This is a genomic window from Synechococcus sp. Nb3U1, assembly GCF_021533835.1.
GTDB lineage: Bacteria > Cyanobacteriota > Cyanobacteriia > Thermostichales > Thermostichaceae > Thermostichus.
This window is the reverse complement of record NZ_JAKFYQ010000001.1, coordinates 194660-217245: the sequence shown is the minus strand read 5'-3', so window position 1 is coordinate 217245 and position 22586 is coordinate 194660. Positions and strand designations below refer to the sequence as shown.

18 protein-coding genes are annotated in these 22586 nt (G+C 55.3%); 9 read left to right on the top strand and 9 right to left on the bottom strand.

Annotated features, from left to right (window positions below; genetic code table 11):
• The first annotated feature begins 17 nt into the window (after positions 1-17).
• Positions 18-2081 carry a prolyl oligopeptidase family serine peptidase gene (locus L1047_RS00940; protein ID WP_235276736.1) on the top strand — a complete coding sequence of 688 codons (2064 nt, stop codon included), beginning with the start codon at positions 18-20 and terminating at the stop codon, positions 2079-2081.
• A 56-nt stretch (positions 2082-2137) separates the two neighbouring features.
• Positions 2138-4135, top strand: a complete 1998-nt coding sequence (locus L1047_RS00935; protein ID WP_235276735.1) for a YegS/Rv2252/BmrU family lipid kinase — start codon at positions 2138-2140, stop codon at positions 4133-4135.
• Positions 4136-4149: 14 nt separating this feature from the next.
• Here L1047_RS00935 and L1047_RS00930 read toward each other — a convergent pair whose 3' ends face one another.
• From L1047_RS00930 to L1047_RS00900, 7 genes are all read right to left on the bottom strand, one after another.
• A complete protein-coding gene (locus L1047_RS00930) occupies positions 4150-5772 on the bottom strand; it encodes a peptide chain release factor 3 (RefSeq protein WP_235276734.1) in 1623 nt (540 codons plus the stop codon).
• A gap of 199 nt (positions 5773-5971) precedes the next feature.
• On the bottom strand, positions 5972-6832 hold the full coding sequence (locus L1047_RS00925; RefSeq protein WP_235276733.1) for a hypothetical protein: 861 nt from the start codon (positions 6830-6832) through the stop codon (positions 5972-5974).
• A 1-nt stretch (position 6833) separates the two neighbouring features.
• Positions 6834-7634, bottom strand: coding sequence for a ParA family protein (locus L1047_RS00920; protein WP_235276732.1), 801 nt, complete (start codon positions 7632-7634; stop codon positions 6834-6836).
• Positions 7635-7960: 326 nt separating this feature from the next.
• On the bottom strand, positions 7961-9145 hold the full coding sequence (locus L1047_RS00915) for a pyridoxal phosphate-dependent aminotransferase (RefSeq protein WP_235276730.1): 1185 nt from the start codon (positions 9143-9145) through the stop codon (positions 7961-7963).
• A 45-nt stretch (positions 9146-9190) separates the two neighbouring features.
• Positions 9191-9751: a hypothetical protein gene (locus tag L1047_RS00910; RefSeq protein WP_235276728.1), complete on the bottom strand. Its 561-nt coding sequence runs from the start codon at positions 9749-9751 to the stop codon at positions 9191-9193.
• Between the two features lie 182 nt (positions 9752-9933).
• Complete coding sequence (locus tag L1047_RS00905) at positions 9934-10617, bottom strand: DUF2232 domain-containing protein (RefSeq protein WP_235276726.1); 684 nt, start codon at positions 10615-10617, stop codon at positions 9934-9936.
• A gap of 27 nt (positions 10618-10644) precedes the next feature.
• Positions 10645-11694: an LLM class flavin-dependent oxidoreductase gene (locus tag L1047_RS00900; protein ID WP_235276724.1), complete on the bottom strand. Its 1050-nt coding sequence runs from the start codon at positions 11692-11694 to the stop codon at positions 10645-10647.
• Between the two features lie 232 nt (positions 11695-11926).
• Here L1047_RS00900 and L1047_RS00895 point away from each other — a divergent pair, with 232 nt between their 5' ends.
• The 4 genes from L1047_RS00895 to L1047_RS00880 all read left to right on the top strand — a co-directional run bounded on the left by L1047_RS00895 (position 11927) and on the right by L1047_RS00880 (position 17907).
• The gene (locus tag L1047_RS00895) at positions 11927-13348 is read left to right on the top strand and encodes a carotenoid oxygenase family protein (protein WP_235276722.1); all 1422 of its coding nucleotides are present in this window, start codon (positions 11927-11929) and stop codon (positions 13346-13348) included.
• Between the two features lie 124 nt (positions 13349-13472).
• Positions 13473-14489: an ArsJ-associated glyceraldehyde-3-phosphate dehydrogenase gene (locus L1047_RS00890; protein WP_235276720.1), complete on the top strand. Its 1017-nt coding sequence runs from the start codon at positions 13473-13475 to the stop codon at positions 14487-14489.
• A gap of 423 nt (positions 14490-14912) precedes the next feature.
• The gene (gene arsJ, locus L1047_RS00885; protein ID WP_235276718.1) at positions 14913-16199 is read left to right on the top strand and encodes an organoarsenical effux MFS transporter ArsJ; all 1287 of its coding nucleotides are present in this window, start codon (positions 14913-14915) and stop codon (positions 16197-16199) included.
• A 76-nt stretch (positions 16200-16275) separates the two neighbouring features.
• Complete coding sequence (locus L1047_RS00880; RefSeq protein ID WP_235276716.1) at positions 16276-17907, top strand: alpha-D-glucose phosphate-specific phosphoglucomutase; 1632 nt, start codon at positions 16276-16278, stop codon at positions 17905-17907.
• A 61-nt stretch (positions 17908-17968) separates the two neighbouring features.
• Here L1047_RS00880 and L1047_RS00875 read toward each other — a convergent pair whose 3' ends face one another.
• Positions 17969-18880, bottom strand: a complete 912-nt coding sequence (locus L1047_RS00875; RefSeq protein WP_235276715.1) for a hypothetical protein — start codon at positions 18878-18880, stop codon at positions 17969-17971.
• Positions 18881-19223: 343 nt separating this feature from the next.
• Here L1047_RS00875 and L1047_RS00870 point away from each other — a divergent pair, with 343 nt between their 5' ends.
• Positions 19224-19781: a hypothetical protein gene (locus L1047_RS00870; protein ID WP_235276714.1), complete on the top strand. Its 558-nt coding sequence runs from the start codon at positions 19224-19226 to the stop codon at positions 19779-19781.
• A 142-nt stretch (positions 19782-19923) separates the two neighbouring features.
• On the opposite strand, the gene L1047_RS00865 is transcribed toward L1047_RS00870, so the two are convergent.
• On the bottom strand, positions 19924-20823 hold the full coding sequence (locus tag L1047_RS00865) for a hypothetical protein (RefSeq protein ID WP_235276713.1): 900 nt from the start codon (positions 20821-20823) through the stop codon (positions 19924-19926).
• A 223-nt stretch (positions 20824-21046) separates the two neighbouring features.
• Here L1047_RS00865 and L1047_RS00860 point away from each other — a divergent pair, with 223 nt between their 5' ends.
• Complete coding sequence (locus L1047_RS00860; protein ID WP_235276712.1) at positions 21047-21751, top strand: HEAT repeat domain-containing protein; 705 nt, start codon at positions 21047-21049, stop codon at positions 21749-21751.
• An 84-nt stretch (positions 21752-21835) separates the two neighbouring features.
• Positions 21836-22531, top strand: a complete 696-nt coding sequence (locus L1047_RS00855) for a hypothetical protein (RefSeq protein ID WP_235276711.1) — start codon at positions 21836-21838, stop codon at positions 22529-22531.
• The last annotated feature ends 55 nt before the right edge of the window (positions 22532-22586 follow it).

The following is a 22586-nucleotide window of genomic DNA, read 5'->3' as shown; positions in this document are numbered from 1 at the left end:
TTTCCTGTCATGTCCCTATGCTCAGCTACCCTCCCAGCCGCCCAGATCCGCAAGTTGTCGATGATTACCATGGCCAGAGGGTGGCGGATCCCTACCGTTGGTTGGAGGATCTTGACTCCGATGAAACGCGGGCTTGGGTAGAGGCCCAGAACCAGGTCACCTTTGACTACCTAAAAGGAATCCCAGCCCGGCAACGGCTGCAAGAGCGCTTGACCCAGTTGTGGGATTACGAAAAATACAGCCAACCTTTCAAAGAAGGCCAGCGCTACTTTTATTTCAAAAATGACGGCCTGCAAAATCAGAGCGTTTTGTATACCCAAAAGAGCCTCGAAGGCGAGGCGCGGGTGCTGTTGGATCCCAACACCCTTTCGGAAGATGGCACAGTGGCCCTTTCGGGAATTGCCATTAGCGAAGATGCAAGGTACTTGGCCTATGGTCTCTCCAGATCTGGCTCCGATTGGCAGGAATGGAAGGTACGTGATATTGAAACCGGCCAAGATTTAGCTGACCACATCCGTTGGGTAAAATTCTCAGGGGCAAGCTGGACAAAGGATGGCCAAGGCTTTTACTACAGCCGCTACGATGAGCCCGCGGAAGGCACCGAATACGAAGGAACCAACTATTTCCAAAAGCTCTACTACCATCGTCTTGGTACACCCCAAACCGAAGATATTTTGGTGTATCACCGGCCCGATCAGAAAGAGTGGGGATTTGGTGCAGGGGTCACCGAAGATGGAACCTATTTGATCATCTCCGTGTGGCGGGGCACCGATCCCAAAAATCTGATCTTTTACAAAGATCTCAGGAATCCGCAATCGCCGGTGGTGGAATTGATCCGGGATTTCGAGGCAGAATACAATTTTATCGGCAACGAGGGATCCCTCTTTTGGCTCAGCACCGATCTCAACGCACCCCGCAGCCGTTTGGTGGCCATTGATGTCACGCAGCCGCAGCAGATGCAGGAGATCATCCCCCAAGCAGAGGAAACCCTACAGGGAATCAGCCTAATCAACAATCAATTTGTTGCTTTTTACCTCAAAGATGCCCATACCCAGATCAAAAGCTTTGCTTTGGATGGCAGCTTTTTGGGGGAAATCCCCTTACCTGGATTGGGATCTGCCGGTGGATTTGGCGGCAAGCGCTACGATATCGAAACTTTCTATACTTTCACCAGCTTTACCACTCCCCCCACCATCTATCGGTATGATTTTGCCACCGGTACAAGCACCCTATTCCGTCAGCCCCAGGTGAACTTCGACCCGGATGCCTATGAAGTGAAGCAAGTGTTTTACACCAGCCCAGATGGCACACAAGTGCCTATGTTCATTACCCACAAAAAGGGCCTGAAACTGACTGGAGATCATCCCACGCTGCTATACGGCTATGGCGGATTTGGGGTATCGTTAACCCCCAATTTTTCTATTAGCCTGGTGGTTTGGCTGGAGATGGGCGGTGTCTATGCCCAACCCAACCTGCGCGGGGGTGGCGAATATGGGGAAGATTGGCACCAAGCGGGCACCAAGCTGAATAAGCAAAAGGTATTCGACGATTTTATTGCTGCTGCTGAGTGGTTGATTGCCAATGGCTATACCAACTCCTCTAAGCTGGCCATTTCCGGGGGCAGCAATGGGGGCCTGTTGGTGGGAGCCTGCATGACCCAACGACCGGATCTGTTCGCAGCGGCACTGCCGGCGGTGGGGGTAATGGATATGCTGCGGTTCCACAAATTCACCATCGGCTGGGCCTGGATTTCCGAATATGGATCCCCGGAAAACCCGGAGGAATTTCAGATGCTTTATGCCTATTCGCCGTTGCATAACCTCAAACCAGGCACTGCTTACCCCGCTACGATGATCACCACGGGTGACCACGACGACCGTGTTGTGCCCGCCCACAGTTTTAAGTTCGCAGCAGCCCTACAGGCGGCCCACCAGGGATCCCAGCCGGTGTTGATTCGCATCGAGACCAAAGCGGGGCATGGGGCCGGTAAACCCACCGCCAAGATCATCGAAGAAGCCGCCGATCGTTGGGCCTTTTTGGTACAGGTGCTGGGGATCCCGGCAGAACATTGGGGTGAATGATTGGGTGAGTGACTCCGAATCTCCTCTAGATCTGGAGGATGGCCATGGGCTCTAGTATGAAACCTGAACTTTTGCTGTGGGCAGCAGAAACCCAACAGACGGCCTTGGTGGATTGGCTACAGCAGCAGCGGGGGATTTTGGCTCGCTTTCGGTTGGTGGCAGCAGGATCCCTAGCCATCCAATTAAGTCAGCATCACCAGCTAACGACAAAACCAGTTGCATCTTGTGCGGAATGGCGTTCTCACCTGTTCGAGGAAAGGATCCAGGCGGTCATCGCCCTTTGGGATCCCGAGGTGGATCCCGTGGGGTTGGCAGAGCTAGTCCAAGATTGCGCACAGGCGAATCTTCCTTTGGCACTGAATGTGGCCACGGCCCGGGCACTGATGCTTTCTTTGGCAGGGCAGCGCCTGGGGTACTTGATCTTCAACCCCATTGCTGGGCAGGGGGATGAAACCCAACAGTTGGCCTTGATCCGGCAGCGGTTAGGGGTAGGGATGCGCCTGCATGTGCTGCTCACCCAGCCGGATCGTGATGCAAAAAGCTTGGCAGAAGAAGCCCTAGCAGCCCAACCGGATCTGATCATCGCCTCTGGAGGGGATGGCACTGTTTCGGCTGTTGCGGGCGTGTTGTTTGGTTCCGGCATTCCGTTGGGGGTGATCCCACGGGGAACAGCCAATGCCTTTGCCGCAGCACTAGGGATCCCGAGTGAGTTGGAAAAGGCGTGCGATCTGATCTTGGCAGGTTCTACCCGGGTGGTAGATGCCGCTCGCTGCGATGGGCAGCCGATGATCCTCCTGGCCGGGATCGGGTTTGAGGCAGACACTGTCGAACGGGCTAGCCGCGAGCTGAAAACACGCTTGGGGCCCCTAGCCTATCTGGTAGCGGGATTACAACAACTGGGGGATCAACAGCCCTTTCAGGTGACGATGCAGGTGGATGGTTCTGAGCCGGAACATGTGCAGGCAACCGCCCTCACTATTGCCAACGCTGCCCCGGCCACTTCCGTTTTGGCGCAAGGACGTGGGCGCGTTAATCCGGGGGATGGGCGACTGGATGTGACGTTGGTGCGTAGTCAAGATAACCCCGATTCAAATGGGCTTTCCCAGGCTTTGGCACGACGGGTGCAACCTCTTGGAGATATGGTGCATCTGTTGGGGGCTTCTTTGGCTAAGCAGGTGCCGCAGATGGAAGGGATCCTCACCCTCAAAGCTTCCCGCATCCAGGTGGAGACGACCCCACCCCAAAAAGTAGTCATCGATGGAGAGGTAGTGGGCACAACCCCTGTGCAGATCGAGGTCATTCCAGGCGGCCTGACGGTGATCGCACCACCTGTACAGCGGCCCAACTCCGCCGAAAAAATTGCTCTCTTCTGGGTCAAGCGCATCTCCCCTAGCTTAACGATGTTGACTGCAACCGTTGGCCTAGGCGGGATCCTCGGATCTGCCTTGGCCCTATGGGGATTGGGTAAAGCCCTAGAAGAATTGAAGTCCCCCAGCCAAGCCTTGGAAGAATGGATTTTGCAAGGGTTGCATCGGGCTAGCCCCTGGCTGGATCCTCTGGCTTGGGTGGGGTGGGGATTGGGCCATCCGATTGGCTTAGTTGCTCTGTTGCTTGTAGGAACAGGTTGGCTTTGGCAGCAGCGACATATGCGTCAGGCCGGGGGACTGATTCTGGCTGGGTTAGGGGCCGGGATCCTGGCTGGGGTTCTTAAGCCCACTTTTTCGCGGGAGCGCCCCAATTTGTGGGATCCCATCCTACCGGAGATGGGCTACAGCTTTCCCAGTGGGCAGGTGATCGGGGCGACGGTGATCTACGGTCTGCTGGGCTACTTGCTGGCAAGACATTTCCCTGAGCAACGGCGGCGGATCCGCTGGGGCGTGCTGGGGATCCTGCTTCTGATCAGCTTGAGCCGGGCTTACCTGGGCTTGAACTGGCCCAGCGATCTGTTGGCAGGGTATAGCCTGGGAGCCTTGTGGTTGATTACCTGCATCACCATGTGGCGAATCCAGGACTTAAGACAGTCTGAGAAGGTGGGTGAAGAGCGCCCAAATTAACTTTGGTTCATCTACTAGACATTGCCGGATTCTGGGCCAAGTTCCAAAACAGGGGCAATCTTGCTGAGCTTAATTTTTGGGTTACTGCCAACAAACTGTTGTAAAGTCCATTCATTCTTAAACAAGAGAACGGGCCGCTCCTGAACATCCTTGACAAGGATCGTGTTAAACAAACTGGGGATGTTTTCTAGCACCGCCCAGCCATTCTCCACCCAACGTGCCAGCGTGTAGGGCAGCATCTCCAGACGAGTCTCGACGTTGTATTCATGTTCAAGGCGATATTGCACCACTTCAAACTGCAACTGGCCCACCGCCGCCACGATCGGATCCCGCCTGGACTCGTCCATAGAATACATGATTTGTACGGCCCCTTCTTCCCGCAGCTCGCTCACCCCTTTTTGGAACTGCTTAAATTTGGAGGGATTAGGGTTTTTCAAGTAAGCAAATAGCTCAGGAGAAAAGCTGGGGATCCCTGCATAGCGAAGTTTAGAGCCGGTGTAGATGGTATCGCCAATGGTGAAAATCCCAGGATTATTCAGGCCGATCACATCGCCGGGATAGGCTTCATCAATAGAGATCCGATCCTGAGCAAACAGCTTTTGTGGATAGGAAAGGCGAACGCTGCGGTTGAGGCGGGCATGATTGACCACCATATCTTTCTCGAATTTTCCAGAACAGATACGCACAAAAGCAATGCGATCCCGATGTCGGGGATCCATATTGGCTTGCAACTTAAAGACAAAACCGGTGAATTCAGGATGTTCGGGCGGGATCAACCCCAAGGTACTCTCGTGGGGGGCTGGCGGTAGAGCATACTCTAAAAACGAATTAAGGAAAAGCTCCACCCCAAAGTTGGTCATGGCGCTGCCGAAAAAGACCGGGGTTTGCTGGCCAGAATGCACCTGTTTCAGATCCAAACTGGGCATTAAGCCATCCAACAGTTCCAGTTCTTCCTTGAATTGGTAGTACAGATCTTTGTCAATGACCTCTTCAATATCCGGATCCCCAAGTTTAATGACAGTATCTTTCACTCGCACCCGGCCCTTAGAGACCCGCTCAAAAAGGTGAAACTCCTGGGTACGGCGATCAAATACACCCGTAAAGCGATCGCCTGAGCCAATCGGCCAGTTGACCGGATAAGGTTTGAGGCCCAGTTCCGTCTCGATTTCATCCATCAGATCCAAAGGATCCCGGGTTGGGCGATCCATCTTGTTGATGAAGGTGAAAATGGGCAACGACCGCATCTGACACACTTCAAACAGCTTGCGGGTCTGGGTTTCCAATCCTTTACTGGCATCCTCCAACATCACCGCATTATCAGCCGCCGCCAGCGTGCGGTAGGTATCTTCGCTAAAGTCTTGGTGACCGGGGGTATCCAGCAGATTGAGGCGAATATTTTGATAATCAAATTGCAACACGGTTGAGGTAATCGAGATACCCCGCTGCTTTTCCAGCTCCATCCAGTCAGAGGTGACCCGCTTTTGGGCTCGATGGGCTTTGACTGCCCCAGCCTCTTGAATGGCACCCCCATAGAGCAAGAGTTTTTCGGTGAGGGTGGTCTTCCCGGCATCGGGGTGGGAAATGATGGCGAAGGTGCGTCGCTGTTCTGCTGCCTTGGCCAAATCGAGTTCTTGCATAGGGATCGTCGCTCCAAATCGCAACCTGATTCACATCAAAAAAAGGTTTGGCAAGTATCAGCCAAGTATCCATAGAATCAGGGAGGAGAGAGCACAGGCAAAAGGGCAATAAGGGTGAGCAAAGCCACTCTGACCCTAGCATAAGAACCGCAGCCTTTGTTTTCCTGCATACACGCAGGTGGGCCAGCACAGACGTGAATCAGAGCAAGTTCTGCTCGTTCAAAAGCTGCTCGATGGTGGCGATGGTGTGGTTTTGGCTGATCACCAGCCGTTCCACCCGTATGCGGTGGGCTTGCATGAGACAGTCCTGTTGCACAGGCTTGGGCAGGTGCTCCCAGTGATCCAGCAGCACCTCCAGCAAAATCTCGCCGGGTAGTCCGGTAGTGGTTTGCAGGGATCCCAGTTTGTCCAGCATCTCGGCAGAACACTTGAGGGTGAGCTTTTGGAGGCCCAGTTGCGCATCTAGAGCATCGCGGGGATCCGGCAGGGCAGGAGCAGGCTCGCGAGCTTGGGTCGCAGGCAAGTGTGATGAGGCTGCGGGAGTCTTTGCGGGTGGGGCCACCTGTCCGTTGCTTGAGCCATTCCCAACAGAGCCATGGGTATGGGAACCGTTGCCATTACCATTACGGGCCGTAGCCGGAGCTAGGAATTCAGCCTGCAAGATAGCCAACTCAGGCAGCTTGACTTCGAGTTCAATGGGTTTTGGTTTGGTAGACTCGACAGGTGCAGCGGCGGGTGGGAGCGCAACAGAGGCAGCAACCTCTATGGGTTTGGGAGGATCCGGGGCAGAGGGCTGTGGCAGGGGATCCAGCTCCGGCAGTGGATCCTCAGGCTCGGGCGAAGGGATAGCTGTTGGGGAGATAGGCGACTGCTCGGAAACTCTAGGCTCTGATGGTGATAGCGGGGAAGTAGCTACTGGGGTTGCTTCAGAGGGTGCAGGAACCTCCTCCAAAGGGAGTGCTTCACCCGTTTGCTGACTGACCCCCATGCGCAAGAGCAAATCCGCCTTGGTAGGGCCGGTGGGCAGCTTTTTCTTGGGGGGCTTTTTGGGAGTGGCCATGTCAGCGAGCCTCCAACACAGCCTCGATGACCTCGCGATAGGGTTGAGCCAAAACTTCTTCCCCAGATTCCGCCAGCGACCAGCCCATGCTGTTGGTTTGCTGTACCACTGTACTTTGCCGCACCGGGGTAAAAATTGGGATCCCTTGCATCATTTCTGTTAGAGCTTCCACTGCCGCCCGTGACATTTTGGTGCGATTGTTGCCCGCCCATTGCTCTCGTGTTGGCAGCACCCCCAAAAACTTGGGCACATGAAAGTCCAGCTCCTCCAATTCTTTGAGCAAAACTAGGGTGCTCAAGGCCCCCATCACCCCCTTTTGGGTACATTCGGTGGGCACCACCAGGAGATCGGCACTGAGAATGCTGTTGTAGGTGAGCAAGCCCTTCGAGGGAGGGCTATCGATGACCAAAAAGTCATAATCGGACAAGATGGGCCGTAGGGCGCGCTTCAAAAAGAGTTCCCGCCCCGGTTCCATGACAATCGCATCCATGGCCCGCGACAGACTGTAATCGCTGGGGGCCAGCCAAAGCCGCTCCTGGCGATCCTCATTCAGGGGAGCGCGAATGATTTCAGTGATGTGAACCCGATCCGCCCCTGGCAAAATGGTCTCAGCAATCGTGGCCGACTCCGATAGATTCGTCCAGCCCATCCACTGGCTTAAATTACCCTGAGGGTCGAAATCGATGGCCAAGGTTTTGCCATGATCCGCCAGCATGGTGGCCAAGTTGAGGGCGGCTGTGGTTTTGCCGGATCCCCCACTCAAACAGGCAACGGTGACGACAAGCGCCGTTCTGCTAGACATGAGTTGATCCCCTCCTAGTCCGTTCCATAACACTATAGCTAGCGTTAAGCAATAGTGTTCGCACTTTATATAGGGATTAAGTTGAACCTACAGCCCTTCAACCATCCTAGTTGTCTAGGATAGAGGGTGAACCTGGCTCTAGATACCCTGATAAGCTAATACTCCCCTGATTTCCACTTGAAGATTGTCACAGCCTACCTGACAAAAGCTAATAGAGACCGGACTATCTCTAATTGAGCAGTCTGCATTTGTCAATTGGATAACCCAGTGCTGTTACTGTGCTAGCGAAAGGGCTGTCAGTGGAGTTGCCAAGTCAAGACCGGCCTCTAGAGGGAGCGGACAAACTGGTGTAGCCGTTGCAGGCCTTTTTCGATGGTGGCGCGGTCGGTGGCATAGGAAAGGCGAATGCAGTGATCGGCTCCGAAGGCAACCCCAGGCACAGCAGCCACATGCTGTTCTTTGAGGAGGCGCTGACAAAATTCTACAGAACTTAACCCCGTCTGACGGATATTGGGGAATACATAAAACGCTCCATCCGGTTGTGGGCAGGTTACCCCCGGCAAAGTCTGGATCCCTTGCACCATCAGATCCCGCCGCTGCGAGAATTCTTGGCGCATTTTTTCAATGGAAGCCGCAGACAGAGGGTTGGTCAGGGCCTCTAAAGCTCCGTATTGGGCGAAGGTGCAAACATTGGAGGTGCTGTGGCTTTGCAGGTTGATGGCCGCATCGATGACCGGTTTTGGCCCTGCTAAGTAGCCCATTCGCCAGCCGGTCATAGCATAGGCCTTGGCAAAGCCGCTACTGAGAATCGTGCGCTGGAACAGATCTGGAGACAGGGATCCCAAACTGACATGGCAGGCTCCTCCATAAACCAATTTTTCGTAGATCTCATCGCACACCACGTAGAGATCGGGCACAGAGAGGATCACTTCCGCCAGGGCTTCTAGCTCATGACGACGGTAAACCGCCCCGGTGGGGTTGGCCGGCGAGTTGAGGATGAGCAGTTTACTTCGGGGAGTGAGGGCTTGGCGGAGTTGCTCGGCGGTGAGTTTGAAGCCTTGGGCCTCTTCAGTCTGCACCCGCACGACTTTTGCTCCCGCCAAGGTGACAATCTCGGGATAGCTAACCCAATAGGGAACGGGCAGGATCACCTCGTCGCCGGGATCCAACAGGACTATCGCCAGATTGAACAGAGTTTGTTTGCCCCCATTGCTGATCATGACCTGTTCACGGCTGAAAGGGAGGCCATTGTCCTGCTGCAATTTGTCGGCAACCGCCTGTCGCAGGGCCGGGATCCCAGCAGCAGGGCCATAGCGGGTTTTGCCCTCTTCTAAAGCGCGGATGGCGGCAGCCCGAATGTGGTTGGGGGTTTCAAAGTCTGGCTCACCAGCGCTAAAACTGCAAACATCCATCCCCTCTGCCTGCATGGCTTTGGCGGTGGCGGAGATTGACAAAGTCGCGGAAGGGGATAGATGGGCAACCCGTTGGGACAATCCGGCAGCAGACACCATCAGTCGGGGATCTCTCTTGGTTAAGGTTGGGTTAGTTTTAGGCAGTTAGGCCACAGCTGTCAATAGGCGGCTGCCATCCACCAGCAGCAGTTCGTTGCCATCCCGCTCCGCCAACAGATCCCAAAACTCTCCTACCGAGGCTCCAGGCAAGAACCCCTCCAGACGCAACTGCAACGGTGGGAATTGTTTCTTTCCTTGTGGTTTACGCCGCACCGTTACGGAAATGAAGCCATCGTGGGGTTCGACAATGCCCCGAATGTTAAAACCCTCCTCCACATCCTCAGGAGCGGGCAAAAACGGTTCTTCCTCGAGTTCGGGATCTTGCTCTTCTTCCGGCAGGGCAAGGATACGGATGACGCTCAAACCCAAAGCTCCCCCTGGCCGTGGCTGCGGCTGCACAAAAAACCAGTAGGTATGCCCACTTTCGATGCAGTGGGTGAAGCGGCGGAGGAGATTGGCTCGGCCAGGTGTGGCTGGGTATTCTTCTCCCTCTGGGGTAACCAACATCGCCTGAGCATAGGTATCGGGAATTGGCTGCAGGGATCCCTTAACCAGGCCAAGGGCACGAAACTGGTATGCGTGGGCAGGGGCAGGCAGTGGGGTCATGGGCTAAAAATCGAAAAATACTGTGCGGACAAGGAAGTCTCCAGCAACACCACTACAACAGCAGGCTGCAAATCGAGACTTGCTCTAGGCTACACCCTAGACAGCGGATTTGAAATTGACCCGCAGGCTAGATACAAAACCTGGATACCCCATCCTGAGCCAGATCAACCCAGCTAATCCAACTAATCCAGCAAAAACTGCACCCACTTGGGGGGAGGGGGCAGTGGGCAACGAAAATGCTCCATGACCAAGGCTGCCACCAAATGCACCGTAAACACATAAATCAACGAGTTAAAGGCGATAAACCCCACCACCACCACCTGGATCATCCAGGGCTCCGCCACCCAGTACACCCCCAGCCAGCTCAGAGAGACATCCAGCAACCAGTTGGTCAGGCTGGTCAGTTGAATGGTCACGTAAGTCCAGAGGTTTTCCCCCACCAGCAGCGAGGAGAACAACAGTTGAAAGATCAAGCCAAAAGCGCTGATCAAGGCCCCGCTCAACACCGAGACATACCAGGAAAGGCGACGCTGCCACAGGCGGGCACACCAGTACCCAAGGATGCCATAGGGGATGACATAGAGAACGCTGCGGGTCGGCCCCATCAGCACCGTCAGCAACAGGCTGGAGACCACCAGAGCCATTGCCCCGGTGCGGGGATCCCAGCGCATCACTGCTAGCGCCACAGGAATCGGGAAAAACAAGCGCATAAAAGGGGCCAGCGGCGTGTAGCTCAAGATCCAGATCAAGGCGGAGGTACTGGCCAAAAAGGCCGTTTCCACCAGCTTCAGGGCCTCAGATCGAGGCGGGGGTGGGGGCAGGGGCGGAAAATCATCCTGCAAAGAAGGCTGAGGGGGCAGGGTCACGATACGGGGAAAAACACCTTCCCCAGCTTAGGCCACCGGTTGCAGAGTTGGTCGCAATTGCGGAGCCACCTCTTGAATCACCAACTGCATGGAACGCCGCACATCTTCTTCTGCCAAACCAGGGATATGCACCATCACATTGAGAAAATCCAAGCCGACGGTATCGCAGTAGCTTTGCAGCTTTTGGGCCACCGTCTGCGGGGATCCCACCAAATAATCCAGGCGATCCAACATTTCCGTCAGGTACTCGGGAGGGGTGGCCGGGATCCGCCCTTCGGCGATGGCCTCTTGGTAATAGACCCCTTTGGAGTAGAGGTTGAAATAGAGGGTAGCCCCCGCTTCCACCTGGCGGAGGGCTTCGGCATCGGTTTCCGCCACATGCACCAGTCGGCAGCCACAGACTTTGCCGCCCTGGCTGCTGGATCCTATCGTGCCAGCGTTCCGTAGGAATAGCGGCCCCTGTTGGCGATAGTGCTGCACGTATTCGGCTTGTTTCACAGGAGCTTCCGCCTGACCCACCAGCAGATTCAGCCCTTGCTGAGCGATGAGGCTAACGGTTTCGGCATCGCGGGAGGCAACCCAAAGTTTATCCACCAATCCAGGGCTAGGAGGAGGGGTCAGACAAGGTTTGTCGGCCTCAGGGCCGGTATTCAAATACTCGATCACCTGCATCAGGTTGGCGCGGAACTGTGCCCGTTTGTCAATGCCCGCAAAGCCCGCCTGTTGAATATCGCCACCGCTGCCTTGCCCCACCCCGAACACCACCCGACCTTGGGTGAGGAGATTGAGAGTGGTGATCGATTCGGCAAAACGCATCGGATGGGCCACCGTCAGGATTTTCACCCCAGTGCCCAACTTGATCTGGCTTGTTTCTCCCGCTAGGCGGGCCACCATCAATTCTGGAATCGGTACCCGACCGTAGAAAGGGGTGTTGCGCACCAAATGGTGCTCCCCCATCCAGAAGGAATCGAACCCCAATTCATCCGCCCAACGCACATCGGTAATGGCTTGCGCGAAGAACTCCGCATCGGAAAGGGCCGCATGGGCCCACATCTGGTGAAAGAGTCCGATCTTCATGAAATTCCCAGGCCTTTGGCAAGTTTACCGATATCCAATCAGAGATTCAGGCCGCCAGCGGTAGTGTCTGCTACGGGATCCTGTGCAGCAAAAGGTGAATGGGGGAGTCTCTTGTGTCTTGTGTAAATGGGCTAATTCCTGTGCTCATAGCTGTACCTGACAAAGAGTCTTCTGCACGGGCTGATGCTCCAGCACTTAGGGCTAGCCTAGAACAGCCCCCCATGCTGGTTTTATGTCTGCTGTTGCTCAACAGGTTCCCCTCTGGTCTTTAGCCCTGGCTAAACCCGGTCGAGAATTTGGCCCAACCGAACTGATCCTCCTGTCTGGGTCAATCCCACCCGGATTACAAGGATCCCTGTATCGCAATGGGCCGGGTCGCTTACAGCGAGGAGACCAGCGGGTGGGCCACTGGTTTGATGGGGATGGTGCCATTTTGGCGGTTCATTTCCGATCCGGTCAGGCGACGGGGCTATACCGCTATGTGCAAACCGCTGGCTACCAGGCGGAAGAACAGGCGGGGCGTTATCTATTCGGGGGATATGGAATGCGGGCCAAACGGCTGGGACAAGCCCCCAAAAATGCTGCCAATACCTCAGTACTGGCTTTGCCGGATCGGTTGCTAGCCCTGTGGGAAGCTGGAGCCCCCCACCAACTGGATCCGACCACCTTAACCACCCGAGGTTTGGATAGTCTGGGGCAAACGAGAGCCCTACCCTCCTACTCCGCCCATCCCAAACGGGATCCCCTAACAGGAGACATTTACAACTTTGGGGTGGAATTGGGCCAAAAAGGGATCCTGCACCTTTATCGCAGCAATGCCCAGGGTCAGTTGCAAGCCCATACTCGTCATCCCTTGCCAGGGCTGCCTTTTATTCACGATTTTGTTTTGGCGGGGCGCTATCTTGTCTTTCTGGTGCCGCCTGTACGCCTCAACCCCTGGCCTGTGCTCGCTACCCTGAAGAGCTACAGCGATAGCCTGCGTTGGGATCCCAACCAACCCAGCCAAGTGTGGATCTTCGACCGCGAAACATTGCAATTTGTGAGCCGCAACGAGACGGATCCCGCCTTTCAGTGGCATTTCGGCAATGGTTACGAAGATCAGGATGGGTCAGTGATATTCACCCAAGTTCGCTACCCAGACTTTGCCACCAACCGCTATTTGGCAGAAGTGGTGAGCGGGCAAACCCAAACAGCCGCAATAGCCTTCCTCTGGCAAATGCGTGTGGATCCGCTAACAGGCCAAGTGTTGCAGTCAGAACCTCTGCTAGAGCGGGGCTGTGAGTTCCCTATCGTGGATCCAGCAGTAGTGGGTCAGCCTCATCGCCATCTCTATCTGCTCCTTCACCGGCATGGCGTGGATCCCGCCCGTGAACTGTTCAGCGGTGTTGGCCGTGTGGATGTGCAAACGGGATCCCTGCTTGAGGCAGATCTGGGAGCAGGACGTTACCCTAGCGAACCTCTCTATGCCCCTGATGCTGAGGATCCCGGTCGCGGTTGGCTGTTGAGCTTAGTCTTCGATGGCCATCAGAACCGCTCGCAGGTGTGGATTTGGGATGCTGCCGAACTGGATGGGGATCCCTGCTGTCGATTGGAACTGCCCGAGCCGATCCCGTTGGGGTTCCATGGTACCTGGCGGGCTTACCCCCCTGGTTAGGCGGCCGACCCATCCTTTACCCATCAAATTATCTTGAAATGAATTGGCCATTCTGGTAAGCTCGGGGCGAGGTTCTGTGCTGAGAACAGGCTCCCTTGTGGGCGCGTGTGCAGGGGGAAAACCGATGACGATACGGGTTGGGATCAACGGTTTTGGTCGGATTGGGCGACTGGTTCTGCGAGCCGCTTGGGGCTGGGAAGAACTGGAGTTCATCCACATCAACGAAATTAAGGGAGGGGCGGCGACGGCTGCCCATCTGCTCAAATTCGACTCCGTGCAGGGCCGCTGGGATATTGATGTAGCAGGATCCGGCGATCGCCTGCGCATTCAAGACAAATTCCTCACCTTCAGCGAGTACAAGTCCCCTGGTGAGGTGCCCTGGGCGGAGTTGGGCGTGGATCTGGTGGTGGAAAGCTCTGGCAAATTTGTGAAAGCGGCGGAGTTGGATCTCTATTTCAAAGCGGGGGTTCGCAAGGTGATCGTGGCCGCGCCGGTCAAGGATGGCAACGCCCTGAATCTCGTCATGGGGGTCAACGATCATCTTTATGATCCGGCCCAACATCATCTGCTCACGGCTGCTTCTTGTACCACCAACTGTCTGGCCCCTTTGGTGAAAGTAATCCACGAAGGCATCGGCATCAGCCACGGGGTGATCACCACCGTCCACGATGTCACCAATACCCAAACCATGGTGGATGCCCCTCACAAAGATCTACGGCGGGCTCGGTCGGCTCTGTTGTCTTTGGTGCCCACCACCACTGGATCTGCTACAGCGATTGGTCTGATTTACCCCGAATTAAACGGCAAATTGAATGGCTTAGCCGTGCGAGTTCCCCTCTTGAATGCCTCTTTAACAGATGCTGTGTTTGAGGTCAAGCGGCCCACCACCGTTGAAGAAGTGAATCAACTGCTGAAAACTTCGGCGGAAGGAGAACTCCAAGGGATCCTCGGCTACGAAGAACTGCCCCTCGTCTCGGTGGATTTCAAAGGGGATCCCCGCTCAAGCATTGTGGATGGCCCCTCAACCCTGGTGGTAGATGGCACGCAGGTGAAAATCCTGGCTTGGTACGACAACGAATGGGGCTATGCCAACCGTATGGCGGAGCTGGCCCGCAAAGTGGCCCTGAGTTTGGAGACCTAGGCTATGCTCTGAGAGTATGCTCTGACTGCCTCCCTATTCCTAGGGTATCGCTCTCAACCTTGATCGAGCTTTTGTCCATACACTCTCTATTACGTCCTCTATTATACTCTCTGTGCATATCTATGCAGAATCTAGACGGAGGATGTTGCTTAATACCCAGTTTTGGTTCGACAAGCGTTCAGAGCGGATTCCATACCTGAAGTCACTTGATGTTGAGATATTTGTTGAGATATTTGATGTTGAGATATTGAGGAGTCTTTCTCGGGAAGTCGGCATCAGTTTACAAAAAAAGTAAGATGATACTCAGCTAACCCTGTCTAATCTAACTCCCATAGAAGTTGCATTAGTTGAGACCTGAGATCTGATTGAGATCTGATTGGGAAGAACTTTGCAATCCCTTTTGAAATCTCTGGAGAACGCACCATGACCACAGCTCCCGCGGCCCAGCAAGCTCCGCTCCGCAACTACGCGCTGATCACCGCCGCCTACTGGGGATTCACCATCACCGATGGGGCGATCCGCATGTTAGTGCTTTTGCACTTCCACAAGTTGGGGTTTACCCCGATTCAAATTGCTACCTTGTTTCTTTTCTACGAAATCTTTGGGGTCGTAACCAACTTTCTGGGCGGTTGGATTGGATCCCTGTTTGGCCTGCGGCTCACTCTTTATGGTGGTATTGCCCTGCAAATTTTTGGCTTGGTCATGCTGGGTGTATTGAATATGCAATGGCCGATTTGGGGTCAGGTTACCTATGTAATGGTGGCCCAGGCTTTTGCCGGGATCGCCAAAGATCTCACCAAGATGAGTTCTAAAAGTGCCATCCGGTTGGTGGTGCCCAAAGAAGCCGAATCACGGCTATTTCGTTGGGTAGCGATGTTGACGGGATCCAAAAATGCCCTCAAGGGGGTAGGGTTCTTCGTGGGGGCAGCGCTATTGCAGGTATTTGGGGAACTGTATGGCGAAATCATGGGGTTTCGCATCGCTAACTTTGTGCAGGCAGGCGCTCTGGCTTTAATCTTTTGTTCCGGGATTTTACTGCCTGCTGATATGGGCAAAGTTAAGGCCAAGATCCCCTTTAAACAACTGTTTTCCAAAAGCAAAGAGATCAACATCCTCTCGGCGGCCCGCTTTTTCCTGTTTGGATCGCGGGATGTGTGGTTTGTGGTGGCCTTGCCCGTATTTCTCTACGACAGCCTCGGCTGGACATTTATGCAGGTAGGCACCTACATGGCCACCTGGGTGATCGGCTATGGCATCGTGCAATTTCTCGCCCCGCAACTGTTGGGGAGCAATCGCCCCGGACGGGCTCCCAAAGCCCGTACCATTCAGATTTGGACTTTTGTGCTGACGGTGGTGCCAGCGATCATCGCCACGGCCTTTATGGCGGGTCTGGCTCCTGAACTGGTGATCACCGGCGGCTTGATCCTGTTCGGGATCGTCTTTGCCTTCAATTCGGCGGTGCATTCCTACCTGGTGCTGGCCTATACAGAAGATGACGATGTGGCCTTGAATGTGGGCTTTTACTACATGGCCAACTCCGGTGGGCGGCTCCTGGGCACGGTGACCTCCGGCTTGATCTTCCAGTTCTATGGCTTGCAGGGCTGCCTTTGGTTTTCCACAATTTTGATCTTGGCAGCAGGGATCTTCTCCCTGAAATTGCCGGATCCGACCAAAGGGCCGGTGAAGTGGGTGGTCAAGCCAGGGGATTGAGAAGAGAACTGCTCAGACAACTCAGACGAGAACTCAGATGAGATAGTGGAGGGGCGAGCAGAATTCCCCGCAACCTATGAGCTTCCGCACCGTTTCCACCACCCCTTTTTCCGGCCAAAAACCAGGCACCTCTGGCCTGCGCAAGCAGGTGAAGGTGTTTCAGCAGCCCCACTACCTGGAAAACTTTGTTCAATCCATTTTTGATGTCTTAGAGGGATCCGCTGGACAAACCTTAGTCGTGGGCGGGGATGGGCGCTACTACAACCGCGAAGCGATTCAGATCCTGCTCAAGATGGCGGCAGCCAATGGCATTGGACGTGTGCTAGTGGGCCAGGGTGGGATCCTCTCCACCCCGGCGGTTTCCTGCATCATTCGCAAATATGGGGCTTACGGGGGGATCATCCTCTCCGCCAGCCACAACCCCGGCGGCCCCGAGGGCGACTTCGGCATTAAGTACAACATCGGCAACGGTGGCCCTGCTCCCGAGAAAGTTACCGAAGCCATCTACGCCCGTACCCAGCAGATCGAGCAGTACCGCATTCTGGAAGCACCAGATGTGGATCTAGATCGCCTAGGGGAGCAAAGCCTGGGATCCCTAAAAGTCAGGGTGATCGACTCGGTCACCGACTACCGCGAGCTGATGGAGCACCTGTTTGATTTCGACCTAATCCACGATTATTTGGCCTCCGGGCTCCGAATTGCCTTCGATGCCATGCACGCCGTGACCGGCCCCTATGCCCGCGCCATTTTACAGGGATCCCTGGGGGCACCGGCGGGGAGCGTCATCCATGGCCAGCCCCTGCCCGACTTTGGCGGTGGCCACCCGGATCCGAACCTAGTTTATGCCCATGAGCTGGTGGAGCTGCTGTTTGGGGAGAATGGCCCCGATTTTGGCGCCGCCTCCGACGGGGATGGGGATCGCAACATGATCTTGGGGCGCAAGTTCTACGTGACCCCCAGCGACAGTTTGGCGGTACTGGCGGCCAATGCCCACTGGGTGCCGGGGTATCGGGAGGGATTGGCCGGGATTGCCCGCTCTATGCCCACCAGTCAGGCAGCAGATCGGGTGGCGGCTAAGCTGGGGATCCCTTGTTATGAAACCCCTACCGGCTGGAAATTCTTCGGCAACCTGCTGGATGCGGGCAAAGCCACCCTCTGTGGCGAAGAAAGTTTTGGCACCGGCTCGAACCATGTGCGGGAAAAAGATGGCCTCTGGGCGGTGCTGTTTTGGCTGAATATCCTGGCGGCGCGGCGACAAACGGTGCAACAGATCGTCCAAGAACACTGGCATACCTACGGGCGCAATGTCTACTCCCGCCACGATTACGAGGGCATTGATGTGGTGGCCGCCCAAGACCTAGTGGAAAACCTGCGTCTCACCTTGCCGGGCTTGGTTGGGAAGCCCTTGGGATCCCAAACCGTTGCCTATGCCGACGATTTCAGCTATACCGACCCTATCGATGGCAGCACCAGCAGCAAACAGGGGATCCGCATTGGCTTTGAAAATGGCTCGCGCATTGTCTATCGTCTTTCGGGAACGGGCACCCAAGGAGCAACGCTACGGGTTTATCTGGAGCAATTTGAGCCGGATCCCGCCAACCATGGGTTGGATCCGCAAACAGCCTTGGCCGAACACATTCAACTGGCGGATCATCTGGCCCAGATCCGGGCCCGCACAGGCCGTCAGCAACCGGATGTTATAACCTGACCCTAACCAACACCCATGACTGGATCCAGCCCAACGATTCCCCCACAAAGCTGAGCAAACTTCACCGTTTGCCATCTGGATAAAGCCGGTTCAATCCTTTGCGGGCGGCAGCATGGGCATCAAGAGGGGCATCCATTTTCAGGATCTTGCGGTAAACCTGCTCAGCGCGGGCCACTTCCCCATCTTGTTCCAACTTCGCTCCCAACTTGAGCAAATTTTGTACCGAGAGATCTGCCGTCGGATCCTGAATTTGCCGCAGCTCCTCCAGACGCTCCTGCACCATCGGTCGCAGCAGCAGCGATTGATCCCGATCCAACACCTCGCGGTAATAGCGTTGTGCCTCTTTGAGGTTGTTCTGCTCGTCGTAGGCTTCCGCCAGCTGCAGGGCCAGCTCAGCCGTGGGTTCATCCTTGAATTGCCGATGCAGTTGGTTCAGTCGCCGCGCAAAAGGGGATCCCTGCTGCGGGTTGTTTAGATCCGGAGCATGTTGAACCGGTAAATAGGTTGATCCCTCGCCGGATTTCTCAGGGGAAACAGCAGACTCTGTTTTTTGAGGGCGCAGCGGGGTCTGTCGGCTGATGCTTTTGGGGTCGATAGGGGTGGGTTTATACACCCAGATCGGCTGGTCCGAGGGGGTAGGTGGGGGAGTAGGGCGAGGGATCGGCTGCGGCAGGGGAATAGTTTTGCGATCCGGCGGCTCGGCGGGCAGTTGCTTGAGCTGCTCAAGAGTGCTAGGGGGCTTAGGTGCTTGAAACTGAATCTCTTTGCGCTCCTGGGATAACTCCCGGTACAGAGAAGCCAATTGGGTGTACCCAGCCTCCTCATAGGCGGTGGCTAGCCAACGGGCATTTTCTGCGCTGGGATCCCCGCGGTAGGCACGTCGGAGCAGCTGTAAGGCGGTGCCATAATTGCGTTCTCGGATAGCCGCCTGCCCCAAACTAGCCGAGCTGGCTCCGGTGGTATCGCTAGCCATATTTCCCCGTAATGCCTTCTGTGCGCTGATGATAGATCAGTTCTTCCAAGCCAGCTACTTGGAGCATCATTTGTAACTGGATCCCTAGCAGTAGCATAACCTTGCTACCCTGGGCATTGCGAATTGGATAAATTGGATAAACAGAACATATACCTTCTGTCCTCCTTGAGACTCTCTAATTGAAACTCTCTAGAGGATGCCCAGAGAAGTCCTGTTCAACTTCTCTTCTCAAGCGGTTATTCTTCGGGTTAGGTTGTAGCCAATGCAGTTGCCGATTTGCAGACTTTGACACGGTTCCTCTACTGGCACAGACATGATTCAACACTTTCGAGATCGATACCCCATGGGCAGTTTGCTCACGGATCTGTTGCGTGTGGAAGAGGGGATTTACATCGTCAAGGCGCAGGTGATGGTGAACAACACAGTGTTGGGCAGTGGTATCGCTGGATCCAATACGGTTGAAGAAGCTGAAGATGCCGCGATCAAACGTGCTTTGAACCACGCGGGTTTGGGTCGCCCCTCAACGCCCCTGGGTTTGGGAATAGAGCCATCTGGAAGAGCTGCTTATCTGCCAAATCCCGATTTAGCCAACGGACACACAAGCTCCCTGCCGATTCCCCCTGAGCCCATTCCAGCCCCTATTCAAACAACCCCTACTCCCTCCTCAAGACTGCCGGGGTTGATGGAATCTGGAACAGATATGGATGATCTTTCCGATATCATTGCCCAAACAGATGTGGAACTGCAGCGCATCGGCTGGAGTGCCAAAGAAGGGCGAGAATTCTTGGAAAAGCGCTTTCACAAAAAATCCCGCCACCAATTAACCGATGCGGAGCTTAGGGAGTTTCTCCGCCACCTGAAGCAGCAACCGCCTCGCCTGAACAGTGAATCTAACTTTTAGTCCGGGATCCCGCTCAATCACAATAAATTCACAATAAATTCGTAATAAAAAACTCGCAATAAAAAAGGCCAAACCCCAGAGAAGGAATCCGACCTTCTAACGGCACTTCCAATGGTACAAAGTTATGACAAACAAGTTCGGCTTAGGGGGCACCGACAATCACCGTCGTATCTTCCATCGTCTTCACCACGTTTTCTCCCCCCTCTGAGAGTACCACCCGGCGCTCCCGGGCCGAGACACCTGCCACATTGGCCGTTTGATAATCCTGTCCAGCCTGTACCACGGAAGGCACAGTACCCGGGCCGGAGATGAGGGCAAACGATTCTCCCCCGATTTGCAGAATGCCAGAAACCTGCACACTGCGAGCAAATGCAGCCGGATCCGGAGTAGGGGTGGGAACCGGAGTGGCCACAGCGACTGGTGCGCCATTGCCATTGCCATCTCCAAGGGGAGGCAAAACCGGGGGTGGCGGCAAAGGCGGCAGGGCAATTTCCGGTTCAGGGGTGCGAATATTTTGGGGCACAAAGGGATCCACACGACCCGCTCCACTCAAGGCCCGCTGGGTTTCTTGCTCTCGATCCACAGGTGGAATCAAGCTAGAAGCAGCTTGGGTGGTTTGCAACAGAGAGGGCACCGGGGGAGGAGCAGGCTGATCCGGCGCGGTCTGGCCAAAACCAGCAGGCAAATTCATCGTTTGTTGCTGAGCCAGAGTTTGCATTTGGCTGGCTCCACGGGCCAAGGTGGCGCTCATATCCTGTTCCCAAGTGCCTGAGGCATTCAGCCGCATGATCACGGGGCTGGCTCCACCGCGAGATTCCACCCAAATCTCGGCTTCTCTTTCCCTCAATCGGCGGGAGCTTATTAGACGGGATCCCTGGGGCAAAAGGGGCTGAATCGCCAGTTCGGCTTCGGGAACCGCCCGTTCGTTGGCCAAAGCCAGGGGCAAACGAGGAACCAAAAACAACATCCCTCCTGCCGACAGTAGGCCGATAGCAAGACAGGACAGTTGGCGAGTCGGTAAAGATTTCAGCATAAAGACCATCGGGAAAGAGCCTCGTGCCTTGTGCCCTTGAGCTTAGGGCACCTTCTCTACCTAAAATACCCAAAATCCCTCTGACGGGGCTAAGGTGTGGCCCTTTTTCCACAACTGGAATAAGCCCTAGATTGGTCTCAAGAATAAGGGATAGGAATCCCTCTGTCCCCATACCCAGCCAAGCCAAACGGAAATCTGTCATACTGAGAGGGTGTAAACAATTATTAAGATTATGCCTGCATCTGCCTTGGATCCCGTCAACCCGGCGCGCTTGCAACAGATTGCCCAGCAACTGCGCAGCCAACGGCCTGCTGACCGCATGGTGGCACTGGCCCATTTGCGAGAGGTTCCCGATGAAGATGCGGTGCCTCTGATTTTGCAGGTGGTGGATGATGAAAATCTCCAGGTACGCTCTTTTGCGGTTTTTGCCCTAGGGGTGAAGCAGACAGAAGCCTCGCTGCCTAAGCTACTGGAAATTTTGACTCAGGATCCGGACTACGGGATCCGCGCCGATGCTGCGGGTGCCCTTGGATATTTGGAGGATCCGCGGGCTTTTGAGGCTTTGGTGCGGGCTTTTTATGAAGATGTGGAATGGCTGGTACGCTTTAGTGCAGCAGTGGCCTTGGGCAACCTGAAGGATCCCCGCGCTTATGAAGTGTTGGTGCGAGCTTTGGATGCCCCAGAGGTGTTGCTGCAGCAGGCGGCTATCGCTGCGTTAGGGGAGGTGGGGGATTTGCGGGCATTGGATCGGATTCTAGAATTTGCCCAATCCGAAGATTGGCTGGTACGGCAACGGCTGGCACAAGCTTTAGGGAATTTACCCTCTGCCAAGAGCCTCTCTGCCCTCAACTACCTCTCCAAAGATCCGCATGATAGTGTGGCAGCCGCAGCTCTAGACTCTTTACGCCGCTTGCAAAATAAAGGCTCACTGGACTGAAGACCAATTGGCTTTCACAGTTCTGCATCGGGAAAGGGATCCCTGGCTCTGGCTAGGCTGGGAAAAAGTTGGAGTGAGGCTGGAATGTCGGAGGCGGGTGTGACTCGTGCCGCTTTGATGGTGGCGGCTTTGGTAGTTTCCACGGTACTAGGGCCACGGGTAGCATTGCCTTGGGTGGCTGGGGTGGCGCTGCTGATCCTGGAGCAGGTGGCTTTGGGTGGGCGGCTGTCTGGTCTATTGGGAGCTTGGCTGGATTGGGCTTCGCCGCAATATCGGCAACGGGTCATTCGTCACGAGGCGGGGCATATGGTGGTGGCTTATCTGCTTGGGATCCCGTTGGTGGGGTATGTGCTCAACCCGTGGCAAGCCTTTCGTCGGGGGATCCCTGGCTATGGCGGGGTGGAGTTGGATCAGGCTCCTATCCGATGCTGGCAGGCTCAAGGGGGGATCCCTTGGGGAGATGTGGATCGCTACGGCACCTTCTGGATGGCGGGGGCAGCCGCAGAAACGTTGCATTATGGCCATGCCGATGGGGATGCTCAGGATCGGCAGCAGGTGATTCGGCTGTTGTCAGGGATCCCCTCCGCTCACCCTTGGGTCACCTCCGCAAAATTGAAAGCCCAACTGAATCGATTTCTGCGCCAGAGCCAAGCGCTGTTACAAGCCCATCCTGAAACCTATGCAATTGTGGTTCAACACCTAGAGCAGGGATCCCCTTGGCAAGACTGCATGGCTGCTCTGGCCGCGAGCCTGGAACAGGAAGCTAACCAAGAGGTCTAACGCTTACTCAGATAGGCTTAGCAGGATCCCGTTACCGCTTGCTGATACACTGTGA